16 protein-coding genes are annotated in these 15,834 nt (G+C 70.9%); 7 read left to right on the top strand and 9 right to left on the bottom strand.

The genetic code is table 11. The annotated features are described in order from the left end of the window. Nucleotides 1–6: 6 nt before the first annotated feature. Nucleotides 7–858: a class I SAM-dependent methyltransferase gene (locus tag ABD714_RS15790; protein WP_344813351.1), complete on the bottom strand. Its 852-nt coding sequence runs from the start codon at nt 856–858 to the stop codon at nt 7–9. A 135-nt stretch (nt 859–993) separates the two neighbouring features. On the opposite strand from ABD714_RS15790, the gene ABD714_RS15785 reads away from it, so the two are divergent. Together ABD714_RS15785 and ABD714_RS15780 are read left to right on the top strand one after the other, a co-directional pair. Continuing rightward, nucleotides 994–1,356 carry a hypothetical protein gene (locus ABD714_RS15785; RefSeq protein ID WP_344813350.1) on the top strand — a complete coding sequence of 121 codons (363 nt, stop codon included), beginning with the start codon at nt 994–996 and terminating at the stop codon, nt 1,354–1,356. Further along, the gene (locus ABD714_RS15780; RefSeq protein ID WP_344813348.1) at nt 1,353–1,769 is read left to right on the top strand and encodes a hypothetical protein; all 417 of its coding nucleotides are present in this window, start codon (nt 1,353–1,355) and stop codon (nt 1,767–1,769) included. Before ABD714_RS15785 ends, ABD714_RS15780 begins: the two co-directional genes overlap by 4 nt. Before the next feature lie 8 nt (nt 1,770–1,777). On the opposite strand, the gene ABD714_RS15775 is transcribed toward ABD714_RS15780, so the two are convergent. From ABD714_RS15775 to ABD714_RS15765, 3 genes are all read right to left on the bottom strand, one after another. Continuing rightward, nucleotides 1,778–2,068 (bottom strand): GNAT family N-acetyltransferase, encoded by a 291-nt coding sequence (locus ABD714_RS15775; protein WP_344813347.1) that lies wholly within the window; start codon nt 2,066–2,068, stop codon nt 1,778–1,780. A gap of 121 nt (nt 2,069–2,189) precedes the next feature. Beyond that, nucleotides 2,190–2,822, bottom strand: coding sequence for an FMN reductase (locus ABD714_RS15770; protein ID WP_344813346.1), 633 nt, complete (start codon nt 2,820–2,822; stop codon nt 2,190–2,192). Continuing rightward, the gene (locus ABD714_RS15765) at nt 2,819–3,988 is read right to left on the bottom strand and encodes an LLM class flavin-dependent oxidoreductase (RefSeq protein ID WP_344813345.1); all 1,170 of its coding nucleotides are present in this window, start codon (nt 3,986–3,988) and stop codon (nt 2,819–2,821) included. The genes ABD714_RS15770 and ABD714_RS15765 overlap by 4 nt, the downstream gene beginning before the upstream one ends. Before the next feature lie 250 nt (nt 3,989–4,238). Here ABD714_RS15765 and ypfJ point away from each other — a divergent pair, with 250 nt between their 5' ends. Next, a complete protein-coding gene (ypfJ, locus tag ABD714_RS15760) occupies nt 4,239–5,108 on the top strand; it encodes a KPN_02809 family neutral zinc metallopeptidase (protein WP_344813344.1) in 870 nt (289 codons plus the stop codon). Nucleotides 5,109–5,136: 28 nt separating this feature from the next. Here the strand turns inward: ypfJ and ABD714_RS15755 are convergent, their stop codons facing one another. Further along, a complete protein-coding gene (locus tag ABD714_RS15755) occupies nt 5,137–6,345 on the bottom strand; it encodes an MFS transporter (protein ID WP_344813343.1) in 1,209 nt (402 codons plus the stop codon). A 189-nt stretch (nt 6,346–6,534) separates the two neighbouring features. Between ABD714_RS15755 and ABD714_RS15750 the strand changes: the two genes are divergently transcribed. Next, on the top strand, nt 6,535–6,921 hold the full coding sequence (locus ABD714_RS15750; protein ID WP_344813342.1) for a DUF6394 family protein: 387 nt from the start codon (nt 6,535–6,537) through the stop codon (nt 6,919–6,921). Nucleotides 6,922–6,966: 45 nt separating this feature from the next. Beyond that, nucleotides 6,967–8,772, top strand: a complete 1,806-nt coding sequence (locus ABD714_RS15745; protein WP_344813341.1) for a potassium channel family protein — start codon at nt 6,967–6,969, stop codon at nt 8,770–8,772. 32 nt (nt 8,773–8,804) lie between these two features. Here the strand turns inward: ABD714_RS15745 and msrA are convergent, their stop codons facing one another. Beyond that, on the bottom strand, nt 8,805–9,437 hold the full coding sequence (gene msrA / locus ABD714_RS15740; RefSeq protein WP_344813340.1) for a peptide-methionine (S)-S-oxide reductase MsrA: 633 nt from the start codon (nt 9,435–9,437) through the stop codon (nt 8,805–8,807). 182 nt (nt 9,438–9,619) lie between these two features. Between msrA and ABD714_RS15735 the strand changes: the two genes are divergently transcribed. Further along, a complete protein-coding gene (locus tag ABD714_RS15735) occupies nt 9,620–10,768 on the top strand; it encodes a cystathionine gamma-synthase (RefSeq protein ID WP_344813339.1) in 1,149 nt (382 codons plus the stop codon). 129 nt (nt 10,769–10,897) lie between these two features. Here ABD714_RS15735 and ABD714_RS15730 read toward each other — a convergent pair whose 3' ends face one another. Further along, nucleotides 10,898–11,623, bottom strand: coding sequence for a uracil-DNA glycosylase (locus tag ABD714_RS15730; RefSeq protein ID WP_344813338.1), 726 nt, complete (start codon nt 11,621–11,623; stop codon nt 10,898–10,900). After that, a complete protein-coding gene (locus ABD714_RS15725; RefSeq protein WP_344813337.1) occupies nt 11,620–12,924 on the bottom strand; it encodes an MFS transporter in 1,305 nt (434 codons plus the stop codon). The genes ABD714_RS15730 and ABD714_RS15725 overlap by 4 nt, the downstream gene beginning before the upstream one ends. Before the next feature lie 133 nt (nt 12,925–13,057). Between ABD714_RS15725 and ABD714_RS15720 the strand changes: the two genes are divergently transcribed. Then, nucleotides 13,058–14,389 carry an AI-2E family transporter gene (locus tag ABD714_RS15720; protein WP_344813336.1) on the top strand — a complete coding sequence of 444 codons (1,332 nt, stop codon included), beginning with the start codon at nt 13,058–13,060 and terminating at the stop codon, nt 14,387–14,389. Nucleotides 14,390–14,533: 144 nt separating this feature from the next. Here the strand turns inward: ABD714_RS15720 and ABD714_RS15715 are convergent, their stop codons facing one another. Continuing rightward, nucleotides 14,534–15,805 (bottom strand): L,D-transpeptidase, encoded by a 1,272-nt coding sequence (locus ABD714_RS15715; RefSeq protein ID WP_344813335.1) that lies wholly within the window; start codon nt 15,803–15,805, stop codon nt 14,534–14,536. Nucleotides 15,806–15,834: the final 29 nt, after the last annotated feature.

Here is a 15,834-nt window from a genome sequence, read left to right as displayed (position 1 = left end):
GGGCGGTCAGCGTCGCGCGGTGACGATCTGGTAGCCACCCGGCAGGACCACCCGGCCGCCATCGGCGTACTCCTCGAAGACGGTGGTCAACGCCACCTGCACCCGGTCGCGGACGTCGGCGGGCCGACCGTCCAGCAACCCTCGGATGGGGCCCACGTCCAGGGCCCCGGCGGCGGCGTCGGCCGGGGAGGCGGCTCCGCCGACCTCCAGGGATCGCTCCGTCGGGTGGGTCTCGATGTCCTGCCAGCCGGCCGGCTCCAGCACCGCGACCACGCGGTCGTGACTGCCCAGGCTGCACTGGTTGTCGTCGATCGCCACCGGCTCGTACGCCAGCCCGAGGCGGTCCAGGACGGTCGCCGCGGTCTCGTACGGGAGGTCGAAGAGCGGCACCCGGTCGCGGGTCTGCCAGACGGCGGCGGCCAGCCGACCCCCCGGGCGCGTGGCCCGGGCCAGGTTCGCGAAGGCGGCCACCGGGTCGGGGAAGAACATCACCCCGAACCGGGAGAGCACGACGTCGAAGCGGCCAGCGCCGAAGTCGTGGCTCTGGGCGTCGGCCACCAGCCAGGTCGGGCCACCGACCGAGCTGCCCGCCCGCGCCGCCGCGACCATGGCCGGGGCGATGTCGGTGCCGGTCACCTGTCCCGTCGGTCCGACGGCCCGCGCTGCCTGCTCGGTGGTCGGACCGGTGCCGCAGCCGACGTCGAGCACCACCTCACCGGGCTGCAGGTCCGCGGTCGCGAAGAGCTCGGCACTGACCGGGGACATCTGCGCCTCGCGCTGTCGGGCCCCCGCGATCCAGCGCTCGACCCGCTCGGCGTCGTGCCAGCCCGTCGGTTGCGGTGTCTCGTCGTCGGCCATGGTCCGATTGTTCACCCGTACGCGCCGTTCCCGCTCGGGTTCCTGCCTCTCGCGCCGGCTGTAGCCCGTGCAGGAAGCACGATCCCGAGCGAGAAGGGGTCAGGGGTGCCGGGGCGGCAGGTACAGTCCTGCCCTGTGATCCCGGTGCTCGCCTACGTCGTGATGGCGCTGTCCGGCGTCATGGTGGTGTGGGGTCTGGTCACCGCCCTGGTCGACAAGCCACCGGGCAGGGCCCAGCTGCTGTACGCCGCCGGGGTCGAGGTCGTCACCGTCGCCCAGACGGTCATCGGCTTCGTCGGTCTGGGCCAGGGGTTCCGCCCCGTCGAGCTCGCCACCACCATCGGCTACCTGATCGGTGTCGTCGTGCTCATCCCGGTCGCTTGGTTCTGGGCCAACGTCGAGCGGACCAGGTTCTCCGGCGTGGTCCTGGCCGTGGCCGGACTGGCGGTCGCGGTGATGACCCTCCGGCTGCTGCAGCTGTGGATCCCGGCCGGATGAGCGACCCCGCGCCGGGGACGCGGAGCACCCGCGCGGGACCGGGCAAGGTGCTGGTCGCCGTCTACGGCGTGTTCGCCCTGGCTGCCTGTGCGCGGGCCGGGGTGCAGATCGCGACCCGCTACGACGAGGCGCCGCTGGCCTACCTGCTGTCCGCCCTGGCGGGGGCGATCTACGTGGTCGCGACCATCACCCTGGCCCGCGGCACGCGCACGTCGCGGCGGGTGGCCACGGTCGCGATCCTGGTCGAGCTGGTCGGGGTGCTGACCGTCGGTCTGCTGAGCATCCTCGACCGGGCGGCGTTCCCGCGGGCGACCGTCTGGTCCGACTTCGGCAGCGGCTACGGGTTCGTCCCGCTGGTGCTGCCGATCCTCGGGCTCTGGTGGCTGTGGGCCACCCGGCCCCGGCCCGCCTGACCGGGTCTTCAAGCGGTCGGAACGACCAGGTCCTGGTAGTCCTCGTGCCGCTTGATCCAGCCTCGGATGAACGGGCACAGGGGCTTGACCCTCAACCCACGGCCCCTCGCGTCGTCGAGCGCGGCGCGGGCCAGCCGGCTGCCCAGCCCCTGGCCCTCGTACGCGTCGTCGATCTCGGTGTGGGTGAACGTGATCACGTCGCCCTCGAGCTCGTACGCGGCCAGACCGGCTCGCCGACCGTCCACCCGGACCTCGTACCGCTCGACCTCGGGGTGGTCGCTCACCTGCACGTCAGTCATCAGTCACCCTCTGTCGTCCCTCGCTGCTCACGACGCGCTGACTGGCTCTGGCTTCCCTCGTCGTTCACAGACGAAAAGCGTGTCTGCTCACTCCTCGTTCCAGCCAGAGCCGGCGCTCTGTTCACGGTCCCTCGCGACGGTAGCCGGCCAGCAGCCGTTCGAAGGGCACCAGCTCGTCGTCGATCTCCTCCGCGGCCGGCTCGACGGAGCTCGAGCGGGACGTCCGTGGACGGATCAGGTCGGCCAGCTCGCCGGCGGCCCGGGCGACCCGGTCGGACAGCTGGGCGTCCGATCCCCAGTCCTCCGGGGCCGCGTACACGGCGGTGGGCACGACCACGGTGCGAAGGTAGCTGAAGAGCGGCCGCAGAGCATATTCCAGGGCCAGCGAGTGGCGGGCGGTACCGCCGGTCGCGCCGATCAGGACGGGCTTGCCGACCAGCAGACCAGGCTCCAGGACGTCGAAGAACGTCTTGAACAGCCCGGAGTAGGAGCCGGAGAAGATCGGCGAGACGACGATCAGCGCGTCGGCCTCCGCCACCCGCTCGATCAGCTCGGCCAGCCGCCCCGCGGCGAAGCCGGTGAGCAGGTGGTTGGTCAGCTCGCGCGCGTACTCCCGCAGCTCGACGGTCTCGACCTCGACCGCCTGACCCCGCTGCGCCAGGGCAGCGGTGGTGGCGGTAGAGAGCCGGTCGGCCAGCAGCCGGGTCGACGAGGGCTGCCGGAGTCCGGCGGCCAGCACCACGATCCGGGTCATCGCCGACTCCCCTCCAGCTCCGGCGCGCGGCCGGTGACGGTGTCGACGACCGGGGTGGTCGCCTCGGTGTCGAGAGCGGTGTCGGTCTCGGCGGCCCGCTTGGCCGCGAGCAGGCTCGCGTGGACCGGGGCGTCCGGCACGTCGGCCGGGCGAAGGGCGTCCAGCTCACGACGGAGCACCGGGACGACCTCGGAGCCGAGCAGGTCGAGCTGCTCGAGCACGGTCTTCAGCGGCAGACCGGCGTGGTCGATCAGGAACAGCTGGCGCTGGTAGTCACCGAAGTGCTCCCGGAAGGTGAGCGTCTTCTCGATGACCTCCTGCGGGCTGCCGACGGTCAGCGGGGTCTGCTCGGTGAACTCCTCCAGCGACGGCCCGTGACCGTAGACCGGGGCGTTGTCGAAGTACGGCCGGAACTCCCGCACCGCGTCCTGGCTCTTCGGGCGGATGAACGCCTGGCCGCCGAGCCCGACGATGGCCTGGTCGGCGCGACCGTGGCCGTAGTGCTCGTAGCGGCGGCGGTAGAGGTTGATCAGCCGCTGGAAGTGGTAGGTCGGCCAGAAGATGTGGTTGGCGAAGAACCCGTCGCCGTAGTAGGCGGCCTGCTCGGCGATCTCGGGGCTGCGGATCGAGCCGTGCCAGACGAACGGGGGCACGTCGTCCAACGGGCGCGGGGTCGCGGTGAACGACTCCAGCGGGGTCCGGAACGTCCCCTTCCAGTCCACCACGTCCTCCCGCCACAGGCGGTGCAGCAGGTGGTAGTTCTCGATGGCCAGGTCGATGCCCGTACGGATGTCCTTGCCGAACCACGGGTAGACCGGGCCGGTGTTGCCGCGACCCATCATCAGGTCGACCCGTCCGTCGGACAGGTGCTGCAGCATCGCGTAGTCCTCGGCGATCTTCACCGGGTCGTTGGTGGTGATCAGCGTGGTCGCGGTGGAGAGCACGATCCGCTCGGTCTGCGCGGCGATGTAGCCGAGCATCGTGGTGGGGGAGGAGGGCACGAAGGGCGGGTTGTGGTGCTCGCCGGTCGCGAACACGTCCAGGCCCACCTCCTCGACCTTCTGGGCGATGGTCACCATCGCCTTGATCCGCTCGGCCTCGCTCGGCGTACGGCCGGTGGTGGGGTCCGTCGTGACGTCGCCGACGGTGAAGACTCCGAACTGCATGTCACCCTCCTGGGGTGGAAGATTTACAATTCAACTAACTGCCGGGTACAACGCGGGGAGGCGTTGGATATTCCCGACCCGGACCTGACCGAGGATCCCGGTATACGCTCTCCCCACCCCTCCCGAGCGCCCGCGAGCGGAGTGCCCCGGATCTGTCTGGACAGACGAGCGAGCAGACACGCTCTCCGTCTGCGAGTGAGGAAGGAAGACAGATCCCGGCACGTAGGGAGCCAGCGAGGAGAGGACGAACATGGTCAAGTACCGGGACAACGCACAGCTGGATCCCTCGCAGATGGGCGGTTCCCGCGGCGGGGGCGGCAAGATCGCGATCGGCGGTGGCGCGGGTCTGATCGTGCTGATCCTCGCGCTGGTCCTCGGCATCAACCCGGGAGACCTCACGGGCGGGACCACCAGTCCCCAGGCCGAGCCCTCCGGCACGGCCCCTGCTCCCTATCAGCAGTGCACGAAGGGCGCCGACATCTCCCGCGACCGCGAGTGCCGGTTCGTGGCGTACACGAACTCCATCCAGTCCTACTGGGCCGGCGCCTACGACGGCTACCAGAAGATCCAGGTGGTGCCGTTCACCGGCCAGGTGTCGACCGCCTGCGGCACGGCAAGCTCCGCGGTCGGCCCGTTCTACTGCCCCGGTGACACCACGGTCTACCTGGACACGGGCTTCTTCGACGAGCTGACCAGCAAGCTCGGGGCCAAGGGCGGCGACGCCGCCGAGGCGTACGTGTTCGCGCACGAGTTCGGTCACCACATCCAGAACCTGACCGGGGTGATGGGCAAGGTCCAGAGCCAGGGCCAGCAGACCGGCCCGAAGTCCGGTGGCGTGCGGCTCGAGCTGCAGGCCGACTGCTACGCGGGCGTGTGGATGAACCACACGACCAAGGACCCGAACTCGCCGATCGAGTCGCTGACCCAGGACGATCTGAACCGGGCCGTCGACGCGGCGGCCGCGGTGGGCGACGACCGGATCCAGGAGCGGATGCAGGGTCAGGTCAACCCGGAGAGCTGGACCCACGGCTCGGCTGCCAACCGGCAGAAGTGGCTGCAGAAAGGCTTCGAGACCGGCGACCCGAACAGCTGCGACACCTTCGCCTCCGGCGCTCTCTGAGGGCGCGCCGCCGGCGCCCGCTGACTGCTCAGTCCGCCGACCGGCGCTCGAACCAGCGGCCGACCACCAGCACCACCAGACCGAGCAGGGGCAGCACGATGGCCACCCGGCTCGGCCAGGCGTACGACAGGCCGGCGGCCAGCACCGACCCGCCGAGCCACGCGCCGAAGGCGTTGCCGATGTTCAGCACCGCGTGGTTCAGGGCGGCGGCCAGCGACTGGCCGTCCCGGGCGACGTCCATCAGCCGGGTCTGCAGGGCCGGCATCAGCACCGATCCGGCGGCTCCGAGACCGAAGACCCCGACGAAGGCCCCGGCCGGAGTGGTCACCAGGAACCCGAAGACCGCCAGCACGACGGCCAGCCCGACCAGACCGAGAGAGAGGGTGGGCACCAGTGCGCGGTCGGCCAGCCGGCCACCGGCCACCATCCCGACCGTCATCCCGACGCCGTACGTGGCGAGGATCGCGACCACTCCCAGCTCGCCGAGACCGGCGAGGGTGGTGACCGTGGGGGCGATGTAGGAGTAGGTGGCGAACATGCCCCCGAAACCGACCATGCCGACCGCGAGCGTGAACCACACCTGCGGTCGGGCCAGCGCGCTGAGCTCGGAGCGGATGGTGGCGGGCTCGTCCCCGATCCGGACGGGCGGCACCCACACCAGGGTCGCCACCAGGCAGAGCAGCGCGATCACGGTGACCGCGACGTAGAGCGCCTGCCAGCCGAGGACCTGACCGAGCCAGGTAGCGCCCGGCACCCCGGCGATGTTGGACACCGTCAGTCCGACCATCACCAGCGAGACCGCCCGGGCGCGACGGTCGGCGGGCACGAGCGCCGCGGCGACGACCGAGGCCACCCCGAAGTACGCACCGTGCGGCAGGCCGGCGATGAAACGGGCCAGCAGCAGGCTGCCGAAGCCCGCGGCCAGCGACGAGGCCAGGTTGGCGAGGGCGAAGACGCCCATCAGGATCATCAACAGCTGCCGACGGGGGACGCGAGCGGCGACGGCGGCGATCACCGGCGCGCCGATCACCACCCCGAGCGCGTACGCGGAGATGAGGTGGCCGGCGCCCGGGATGTCGACGTCGACGCCGGCGGCGATCTGCGGCAGCAGGCCCATGGTGGCGAACTCGGTGGTGCCGATGGCGAAGCCGCCGATGGCCAGCGCGAACAGCGCGGCGCCGGGGCGGGTCCGGGACCCGAGGTCGGGTCGTTCGGCGGTGAGGACGGTCGAGGTCACAGGGCGGGCTCTTCCCGGGAGAACGGTCAGGATGTCCGCGGTGACTGCTGCGACAACCGGGCACCCGGCGCAGTTGTTCCGATGCTGTGGGCGTGGTCGCTGCGACCTGAGTCACAACCGAGTGAGACAGTGGGCCCAGACCATGCGGCCGGTCGTCGCAGTGGTCCGCTGCGACGGGTGAGGAGTGCTGTGAATCTCGAGAAGGTCATCTTCGGCTTCTTCGTGCTGCTGGCCGCCACCTTGAACTTCGGCTTCTTCATCGGTGACATCGGCAACCCGGAGCTGCACAACATCTTCGAGCTGTTCGCGGCTCTGGTCGTGAGTCTCATCGCCACGGTGCTGAAGTTCGGGGACCGGACCCAGATCGGGGCGGTCCACCTGGCCACCAGTCTGGTCGCCGATCTGCAGCTGGTGGCGGCCTTCGTGGTCTGGGTCTGGGCGACCCAGATCTCCGCCGAGGGGCTGACCACGGTCCACATGGCCAGCGTCGTCTCGCTCTCGGGGGGAGCGCTGCTGGCCAACCTGGTGTCGGTGGTGCTGCTGGTCACCGAGACCGTCACCTTCCACCGCGGCTGACCGTGTCGTGAGGGACGAGGGCGGCGTGCGGGACGAGGGCCGGTCGTGAGCAACCCGCTGCTGATCTTCTGGCAGCAGCTGTTCGGGCCCCGCCGGTCCGCGGCGGACGAGGCCGTCTCCCGTGCCCACCTGGAGTTCGCCGACCAGGCCTCGGCGACGATCTTCTTGATCATGCGGCGGATGCGGACCCCGCTCATCGTGCTGATCCTGGTGTTCTCGATCAGCGTGGTCGGGCTGGCGCTGATCCCGGGCGTCGACCCGGACGGTGAGACGGCCCGGATGACCCTGTTCGACGCCTTCTACTTCATGAGCTACACGGCGACCACGATCGGCTTCGGCGAGCTGCCGTGGCCGTTCACCACCGCCCAGCGGCTCTGGGTGACGTTCTCGATCTACCTGTCGGTGATCGGCTGGGCGTACGCGATCGGTTCGCTGCTGACCCTGCTGCAGGACCACGCCTTCCGGCACGCGGTGGCGCTGCAGCGCTTCACCACCAAGGTCTCCCGGATCCGGGAACCGTTCCTGCTGCTGGCCGGCTACGGCAGGGCGGGGGAGCTGCTGGTGAAGGCGTTCGACGCCCTCGGGCAGCAGGTCGTGGTCATCGACGAGTCCAGCTCCCGGATCGACGCGCTCGAGCTGCAGTCGTACCACGCCGACATCCCCGGGCTGGCCGCCGACGCCGCCAACCCCCACCACCTCAGGATCGCCGGACTCGGTCACCCGCACTGCGCGGGCGTGCTGGCGCTCACCAACGACGACCGCACCAACCTGTCGATCACCATGGCGGCCGCGTTGCTCAGGCCGGAGCTGCCCGTCGTGGCCCGGACGATCTCCCCGTCGATCGGCGAGCGGATGCAGGCGTTCGGCACGCCGGCGGTGGTGAACCCGTTCGACCGGTTCGGCGACCACCTGCGCCTCGCCCTGAACGCGCCCGCCTCCTACCAGCTGCTGACCTGGCTCGAGGCCGGGCCGGGTGCGGTGCTGCCGGAGCGGGGCAAGCTGCCGTCGCACGGGCGCTGGGTGATGTGCGGTTACGGGCGCTTCGGTCACGAGCTGACCGCGGACCTGCGGGCGGCGGGTCTCGACGTCACCATCATCGACAGCGCGGCTCCGGAAGGTGCCGACCAGGGCGTCATCGTCGGCGACGCGTCGGAGGAGGGCGTGCTGGCCCGGGCCGATCTGGCGGGTGCCGTCGGGTTGGTGGCCGGCACCGACGACGACACCACGAACCTGTCCATGCTCGCCAACGCCCGCCGGATGAACCCGAACCTCTTCCTGGCGGCCCGGCAGAACCGCCCGACGAGTGCTGCCCTGTTCGAGGCGATGCGCGTCGACGCGCTGCTGGTGCCGACGGAGGTCGTCGCCCACGAGGTCTATGCCCAGATCAGCACGCCGCTGCTGTGGCGGTTCATCCGGGGGATCGCAGCGGAAGGTGACCCGTGGGCGGATGCGCTGGTGATGAGGCTGCGGCACAACTGCGGTGTCGAGCTGCCCGCCCTGTGGAAGGTGAAGCTGGACCGCACCCAGGCGCCCGCGCTGGGTCGCCACCTCGCCGACGGGTCGGTGCTGCTCGGCGACCTGCTGCGCAGCCCGGAGGACCGGGAGCGCCGGCTGGAGGTCGTGCCGCTGCTGCTGCTGCGACGGGGCGAGGCCGTCCTGACCCCGGGTCACGACGCGGTGCTGGAGGCCGATGACGAGCTGCTGTTCGCCGGCGCGAGCGCGCAGCGACGGGAGCTGGAGAGCTCGATGGTGGTCGACGCGACGGCCGCGTACGTGCTCTTCGACCAGCGGGTGCCCGCCAGCTGGGTGTGGCGGAAGCTGTCCAGGAAGGTCACCGTCGAACGACAGTGACCCTCCCGGGACGAGCTCAGCTGCTCAGCTGCTCAGTTGCAGGTGACTCCGGTGGCGTGCACCGGGCAGTAGCCGAACGGGTTCTTGTCCAGGTACTGCTGGTGGTAGTCCTCGGCGTAGAAGAAGTCGCCGACCGGCGCGATCTCGGTGGTGATCTGTCGGTAGCCGGCCCGGCTGAACTCCGTCTGGTACTTGTCCCGCACCGCTGTCACCGTGGCCAGCTGCTCCGGGGTGGTGGTGTAGATCGCCGAGCGGTACTGGGTCCCGACGTCGTGGCCCTGCCGCATCCCCTGGGTCGGGTCGTGGTTCTCGAAGAACACCTTGAGCAGGGCCTCGAGGTCGGTCTTGGTCGGGTCGTAGCTGACCTTGACGATCTCGGTGTGGCCGGTCTTGGCGCTGCACACCTCCTCGTAGCTCGGGTTGGGGGTGAACCCGCCCGCGTAGCCGACGGCGGTGTTGGTGACGCCCGGGGCCTGCCAGTAGAGCTTCTCGGCCCCCCAGAAACAGCCCAGCGCCAGGTAGATGACCTCGGAGCCGACCGGAACCTGCTGGACCGGGATGCCGAAGATCTCGTGGAAGGTGGGCTCGGCCAGGACGGAGTGATCACGTCCCCGCAGCGCCCGGGTGGGCTCGACCATGGTGACCTTCTGCTGGGAGAACAACATCGCTAGCTCCTTCTGTCGTGATGGCACCCGGTTCAACAGCGTCCGGACGGTACCTGTTCCCGCCTCCCGAGCGCGCTGGATGCCGGTGTGCACGCGGGAGCGCCCCGCCTGTGAGCCGTGACCGACAGCGGTGACCCGGTCACGTCCAGCGTGCCCCGGGCACCCCGCGTACGCTCACGAGCATGACGGATCGACCAGGTTTCTCCACCCGCGCCATCCACGCCGGCTCGACCCCGGACCCCACCACGGGGGCGGTGATCCCGCCCATCGTCGCGTCCTCGACGTTCGCCCAGGACGGGGTCGGCGGGCTGCGGAACGGGTACGAGTACTCCCGGTCGGCCAACCCGACCCGGACCGCGTTGGAGGAGTGCCTGACCGCCCTGGAGGGGGGCAGCCGCGGGTTCGCGTTCGCCAGCGGGCTGGCCGCCGAGGACACGCTGATCCGCTCCATCGCCAAGCCCGGCGCGCACCTGGTCCTGCCGCACGACGCCTACGGCGGCTCCTTCCGCCTGTTCTCGCGGGCGTACGCGCCCTGGGGTCTGCTCACCGACCCGGTGGACCTGACCGACCTGGCCGCGGTCGAGGCGGCCATCCGCCCGGGGGAGACCGTCGCGGTCTGGGTCGAGACCCCGACCAACCCGCTGATGTCGGTGGCCGACATCAGCGCCATCGCCGAGATCGCGCACGCGCTGGGCGCGCTCGTCATCGTGGACAACACGTTCGCCTCGCCCTACCTGCAGCAGCCGCTGGCGCTGGGGGCGGACGTGGTCATGCACTCCACCACGAAGTACTGCGGCGGGCACTCCGACGTCGTCGGCGGAGCCCTGGTGACGGCCGACGAGACGCTGGCCGAGAAGGTGCAGTTCCACCAGAACGCCCTCGGCGCGGTGGCGGGGCCGTTCGACGCCTGGCTGGTGCTCCGCGGTCTGAAGACCCTGGCCGTCCGGATGGAGCGCCACAGCGACAACGCCGAGAAGGTCGCGGCCTACCTGACCGAGCACCCGGGTGTGAGCGAGGTCTACTACCCCGGGTTGGAGTCCCACGCCCAGCACGACGTCGCCAAGCGGCAGATGCGCCGCTTCGGCGGGATGGTCTCGTTCCGGGTCCGGGCCGGTGAGCAGGCCGCCGTGGACGCCTGCGGCCGGACGACGGTGTTCACGCTGGCCGAGTCCCTGGGTGGGGTCGAGTCGCTGATCGAGCACCCGGGCCGGATGACGCACGCCTCGGTGGCGGGCACCGCGCTGGAGGTGCCCTCGGACCTGATCCGGCTCAGCGTCGGCCTGGAGGACGCCGAGGACCTGATCGCCGACCTCGACCAGGCTCTCTGCTAGTCCCAGCTCGCTGTTCACTGCGCGCCAGAGGACTCCGTTTTCCCTCGTTGCTCGCAGACGAAAAGCGTGTCTGCTCCCGCCTCAGTCCAGACGGAGTCGGGCGCTTCGTTCTCGGCCGCTCGCCGGGGGTTATCGGGTGGCACCGGGAGATTCAGCAGGCAGCCGCCAGTCGATCGGCTCGGCGCCCTGGCCGACCAGCAGGTCGTTGACGCGACTGAACGGGCGCGAGCCGAAGAAGCCGGACCGCGCCGACAGCGGTGAGGGGTGCGCGGAGGCCACGTACGGGACGTCGCCGAGCATCGGCACCAGACTCCGGGCGTCGCGACCCCACAAGACGGCGACCAACGGGCCGCCGCGGTCGACCAGCGCCTCGATGGCGCGCTGGGTGACCTGCTCCCAGCCCTTGCCGCGGTGCGACCCGGACTTGCCGGGTGCCACGGTGAGCACCCGGTTGAGGAGCAGCACGCCCTGCTCGAACCACGCGCTCAGATCGCCGTGCGGGGCGGGTGCGACCCCGAGATCCTCCTCCAGCTCGCGGTAGATGTTGACCAGGCTGCGGGGGATCGGTCGCACCGACGGCTCCACCGAGAAGGAGAGACCGACGGGGTGTCCCGGCGTCGGGTACGGGTCCTGCCCCACGATCAGCACCCGGACGTCGCCGAGCGGGCGGCTGAACGCCCGCAGCACCCGGTCCCCGCTCGGGAGGTAGCCGCGTCCGGCCGCGATCTCGGCGCGCAGGAAGTCACCGACCGCGGCCACCGTCGGGGCGACCGGTTCGAGGGCGACCGCCCAGTCGGGAGCGACCAGGTCGGTCAACGGGCGGGGCCCGTGGGCGCTGCCGCCCGAGGGGGTCATCGCAGGTCCTTCGACGTCGGGTCCTCGGCTTCGGGGCCACCGACCTGCTGCTCTCCGACCGGTGTCGTGCCGTCGTCGGGATCCGTGGGCCCACCGGTCCGGGCGGTCGGCAGCCCGCCGGGCATCCGCAGCGAGTAGCCGGCCGCCAGCACCAGCAGCACCGCCCCCAGCCCGAACGCCCACGGGTAGGAGAACCGGTCGGCCAGCAGCCCCGCCACGATCGGTCCCACGATCGCCCCCGCGTCCGAGCACATGGAGAAGACCGCCACGGGGGTGCCACGCGCCCCGCCGGTCGCGTCCCCCACGGAGGCGGCGGGTGCGGTTCCCAAAAAGGCGGCGGCGACCCCGTACGCGCAAAGGGCGCCGATCAGCACCCCCATGTTCGCGGCGAACGGCACCACCATGATCGACAACCCGGCCAGCAGACCACCGCCGATCATCGCGGGCCGGCGGCCCACGGTGTCCACGAACTTCCCGGCCGGGGCCAGCGCGATGGTCTGCGCGACAGCCGCGCACGCGAAGGCGATGCCCGTCCAGGTCGTGTTGCGGTGCAGCACCTCCACGACCAGCACCGGGATCAGGGCCGACCGGACCCCGAAGGAGGTCCAGCCCTGGGCGAGGTTGGTCAGGCAGGCGGCCTGGAACCGTGGGTCGGCCAGCACGGTCCGGAGAGGCACGGCCTGGCCGGCGCTGTCGGCGCTCCGGTCGACCCGGGTCCGGGACAGCAGGGCCAGCCCGACCGCGCCGGCGACGGCCAGGGTGGCCGCGTAGAAGAAGAAGGGCGCTCGGATCGAGATCACGGCGAGCAGCCCGCCAATCGCCGGCCCGGCCATGCCGCCGAGCAGGAAGCCACCCTGGAAGAACCCTGCGGCCCGGCCGCGCATCTGCGGCGCGACGCTGCCCAGCAGCAGACTCATCGCGGACACGGTGAACATGGCCGAGCCCACCCCGCCGATCCCGCGCAGGGCCAGCAGCTGTGGATAGCTCTGAGCTGCGCCGGCCACCCCGCTGGAGGCGGCGACGATGAAGATGCCGGTGGCCAGCACCGCACGCTCGCCCAGCCAGGCGATCAGACGTCCGCAGAGCGGGCTGATGGCCAGCCGCATCAGGGCGAACACCGAGATGACCGCCCCGACCTCGGCGTTGCCGACGCCGAACCCGCGGGCGAAGACCGGCAGCACCGGCACCAGGACACCGAACCCGACCGCCACGCAGAAGGCGATCAGTCCGAGGACGAGCACGTCCCGCGGTAGGGAGGTGCGTTCACGCAGCCGGCGGCGGAGGGCTGCGGTGAGGGGCACCGCCCCAGTGTGCCGGACAGGCCCAGCCTTCCGGACGGACCCAGCGTGCCAGTCGGACCGGGGACCCGTCGGGTGCGTCCGGGCAGATACGGTTGACCGTCGCCGGCCGTTGGCCGGGAAGAAGGAGGACCCGGTGGAGCTGGGGAAGAAGATCCGTGAGCTGTTCGGCTCCCGCTCGAGCAAGGACGCCACCGAGCGGGCGCTCGCGGAGGCCAGCGACCTGGCCGACCAGGCCGCCGTACGTCAGGCCACCCCGCGGCGCGGGCTGTTCGAGGGCGTGGCGCCCGAGATCCCGACCGAGGTCCGGGTGACCTCGACGGCCGCGGAGTCGGACCAGGCCGTGCCCGCCGCCCTCAAGGTCGCCGCCGCGTGGGCCTGGCGGATCTTCCTGGTCGCCGGCCTGGTCTACTTCGTCGGCTGGATCCTGGGGTTCCTCTCCGAGGTGGCGATCCCGCTCGCTGTCGCCTCGTTGCTCGCCGCGGCCCTGAAGCCGTTGGCCAACCGCCTGCACGCCTGGGGTCTGCCCAAGGGTCCGGCGGCTGCCGTCACCCTGCTCGGGGGGATCCTGCTCATCGCCGGTTCCCTGACGCTGATCATCAACTCCATCGCCGGGCAGGCCGGCGAGCTGAGCCAGCAGGTGGTCAGGGGGTTCGGTCAGCTGGAGCAGTGGCTGATGAACAGCCCCCTCCCCATCGACCAGAGCTGGTTCCGGCTGGACGAGTGGGGGACCCGGATCCAGCAGTTCCTGGTCGACAGCCAGAGCACCATCGCGGCCGCAGCGGGCGACATCGGCACCAGCATCGGGCACTTCCTGGCGGGCGTCGCGATCTGCCTGTTCAGCCTCTTCTACTTCCTGTACGACGGACGCGGCATCTTCAGCTTCCTGCTCAACCTGATGCCCCGGTCCGCTCAGGCCCGGGCCGATGCCGCGGCGCTGCGGGGCTGGCAGTCGCTGTCGGCGTACGTGCGGGCGACGGTCCTGGTCGCCCTGGTCGACGCCATCGGCGTGCTGATCGTGGCGCTCGCCCTGCGCGTGCCCCTGGCGCCCGCCCTGGCCGCCTTGGTCTTCCTCGGTGCGTTCATCCCGCTCGTCGGCGCCTTCGTGTCCGGGTTCGTGGCCGTGCTCGTGGCCCTGGTCGCCGTCGGCTGGGTGCAGTCGCTGATCATGCTCGCGGGCATCATCGTCGTGATGCAGGTCGAGGGCCACATCCTGCAGCCGTTCCTGCTCGGTCGTGCCGTGCACCTGCATCCGCTGGCCGTGCTGCTGGCCATCGCCATGGGCATCGTCATCGCCGGCATCGTCGGCGCACTCCTGGCGGTGCCGATCCTGGCCTTCGTGAAGACGTTCGTGCAGGAGCTCTACCGCCAGTCCCACGAGGTGGTGGCGCACGAGGTCCCGCCACCGTCCACGACACCGCCGACACCGCCGGGGCCGCTGACACCAGCGGAGGCCGCCACCGCCTGAGTTCCCCCTGGAACCGCTGACGCCACCTTTCGCTCTCTCGCGCTACCCCTGCACAGGGGGCGTGAGTGAGTGAAAGGGGGCGTCAGCGCGTCAGGGACTGCGTGTGACCCCGGACCGATCTGGTGGGCGACCGAGATCGCGGACCTAGAGCGCCGAGCCCTTCTGGTACTGCGCCCAGGAGACGTCCCAGTCGGTGTAGCCGTTGCCCTTCTCGAGCCCCCGGTTCGATCCTGTGGTGACCACGGGGTCGCCGATCTGGACCCGGTTGAACAACCACGCGGCGTCGCCGGTGCTCATGCCCACGCACCCGTGGCTGGCGTTGACCCGACCCAGGTTGGCGGAGTTCCACGGAGCGGCGTGCAGGAACTCACCCGACCAGGTGATCCGCAGCGCGTACTTCACCTGGAGGTCGTACGCCTCGTCGGCCCCGATCATCTGGTTGGTCATCCGGGTCACCGGCAGCTTCTCCATGATCAGCTTCGTGCCGCTGCGGGTGGTCCAGCCGGACTTGCCGGCGCTGATCGGGATGGTCCGCTCCAGGTCGCCGTTGATGTAGACCTTGGCCCGCTTGCTGTCCAGGTTGATCTTGGTGATGAGCGAGCGGCCCACCGAGAACGAGGTGCTGGTGGAGTTCTGACCGTAGATCCCGTTGCCCGCGTCGAGGCCGTTCAGGTCGGCCGTGGCGGTCACGGTGGTGCCCGACTTCCAGTAGCTCTTGGGACGGAAGTGGACCTCGGTGTCGGAGAACCAGCTCCAGCTGCCCTCCTGCTTCGGTGAGCTGGTCACCGACAGGTGCTTCTCGAACTCCTGACGGTTCTTCACCGGCACGTCGAAGGTCAGGATGACGGGCATCCCCACGCCGACCTTGCTGCCCTTCAGCGGTTGCAGCTGGGCGAACGTCTGCTGCTTCAGGGTGAGGTCCTGGGTCTTGAAGCTGGACTTGGTGGTGACCGCGGTCCCCTCCGGGTTGGTCCCGGTGACGGCCAGGGTGTACGTGGCCGACGGCTCGAGCCGCTCGCCTGCGGTCCAGCCCGACTTGTCCTTCGCGAGGGTCCCGTCGACCGTGCCCGAGACAGCCCTGCCCTTGGTGTCCTTGCCCGCGTAGCTGAGCTTGACCTTGGCCACCGTCCCGTTGGCGGCGGCCACCGAGACCAGGGTGCTGACCTTCACGTTCTTGGCGCCGTCCTTCACGTTCGGAGTGAGCGTAACGGGATCCGGGGTCGGGGTGCTGGTGGGAGGTGCGCTCTGGCCGCCGCCTTCCGACGGCTGGGCGGCCGTCGGCCCGGAGGACGATCCGGCCTGACCGCCGGGAGCGGTCGCGCCGCCGGCCTGCGGGATGGTGCCGCAGCCGGCCAGGGCGAGCGCGGCGACCAGGGCGGTCGCGGGAAGGATCCGGCGACGGTCGAGTAGGGACATGCGGGGGACCTATCCATCGGGGGAAGTCG

The sequence above is a fragment of the Microlunatus aurantiacus genome, assembly GCF_039536605.1.
Lineage (GTDB): Bacteria > Actinomycetota > Actinomycetes > Propionibacteriales > Propionibacteriaceae > Microlunatus > Microlunatus aurantiacus.
This window is presented reverse-complemented; position numbering and strand designations above follow the sequence as displayed.

What these genes read in the sequence shown, in the direction of transcription:
- msrA (WP_344813340.1), bottom strand. Translation starts at nt 9,437, where the DNA reads ATGTTGTTCTCCCAGCAGAAGGTCACCATGGTCGAGCCCACCCGGGCG.
- ABD714_RS15730 (WP_344813338.1), bottom strand. Translation starts at nt 11,623, where the DNA reads ATGACCCCCTCGGGCGGCAGCGCCCACGGGCCCCGCCCGTTGACCGAC.
- ABD714_RS15775 (WP_344813347.1), bottom strand. Translation starts at nt 2,068, where the DNA reads ATGACTGACGTGCAGGTGAGCGACCACCCCGAGGTCGAGCGGTACGAG.
- ABD714_RS15790 (WP_344813351.1), bottom strand. Translation starts at nt 858, where the DNA reads ATGGCCGACGACGAGACACCGCAACCGACGGGCTGGCACGACGCCGAG.
- ABD714_RS15765 (WP_344813345.1), bottom strand. Translation starts at nt 3,988, where the DNA reads ATGCAGTTCGGAGTCTTCACCGTCGGCGACGTCACGACGGACCCCACC.
- ypfJ (WP_344813344.1), top strand. Translation starts at nt 4,239, where the DNA reads ATGGTCAAGTACCGGGACAACGCACAGCTGGATCCCTCGCAGATGGGC.
- ABD714_RS15780 (WP_344813348.1), top strand. Translation starts at nt 1,353, where the DNA reads ATGAGCGACCCCGCGCCGGGGACGCGGAGCACCCGCGCGGGACCGGGC.
- ABD714_RS15715 (WP_344813335.1), bottom strand. Translation starts at nt 15,805, where the DNA reads ATGTCCCTACTCGACCGTCGCCGGATCCTTCCCGCGACCGCCCTGGTC.
- ABD714_RS15770 (WP_344813346.1), bottom strand. Translation starts at nt 2,822, where the DNA reads ATGACCCGGATCGTGGTGCTGGCCGCCGGACTCCGGCAGCCCTCGTCG.
- ABD714_RS15735 (WP_344813339.1), top strand. Translation starts at nt 9,620, where the DNA reads ATGACGGATCGACCAGGTTTCTCCACCCGCGCCATCCACGCCGGCTCG.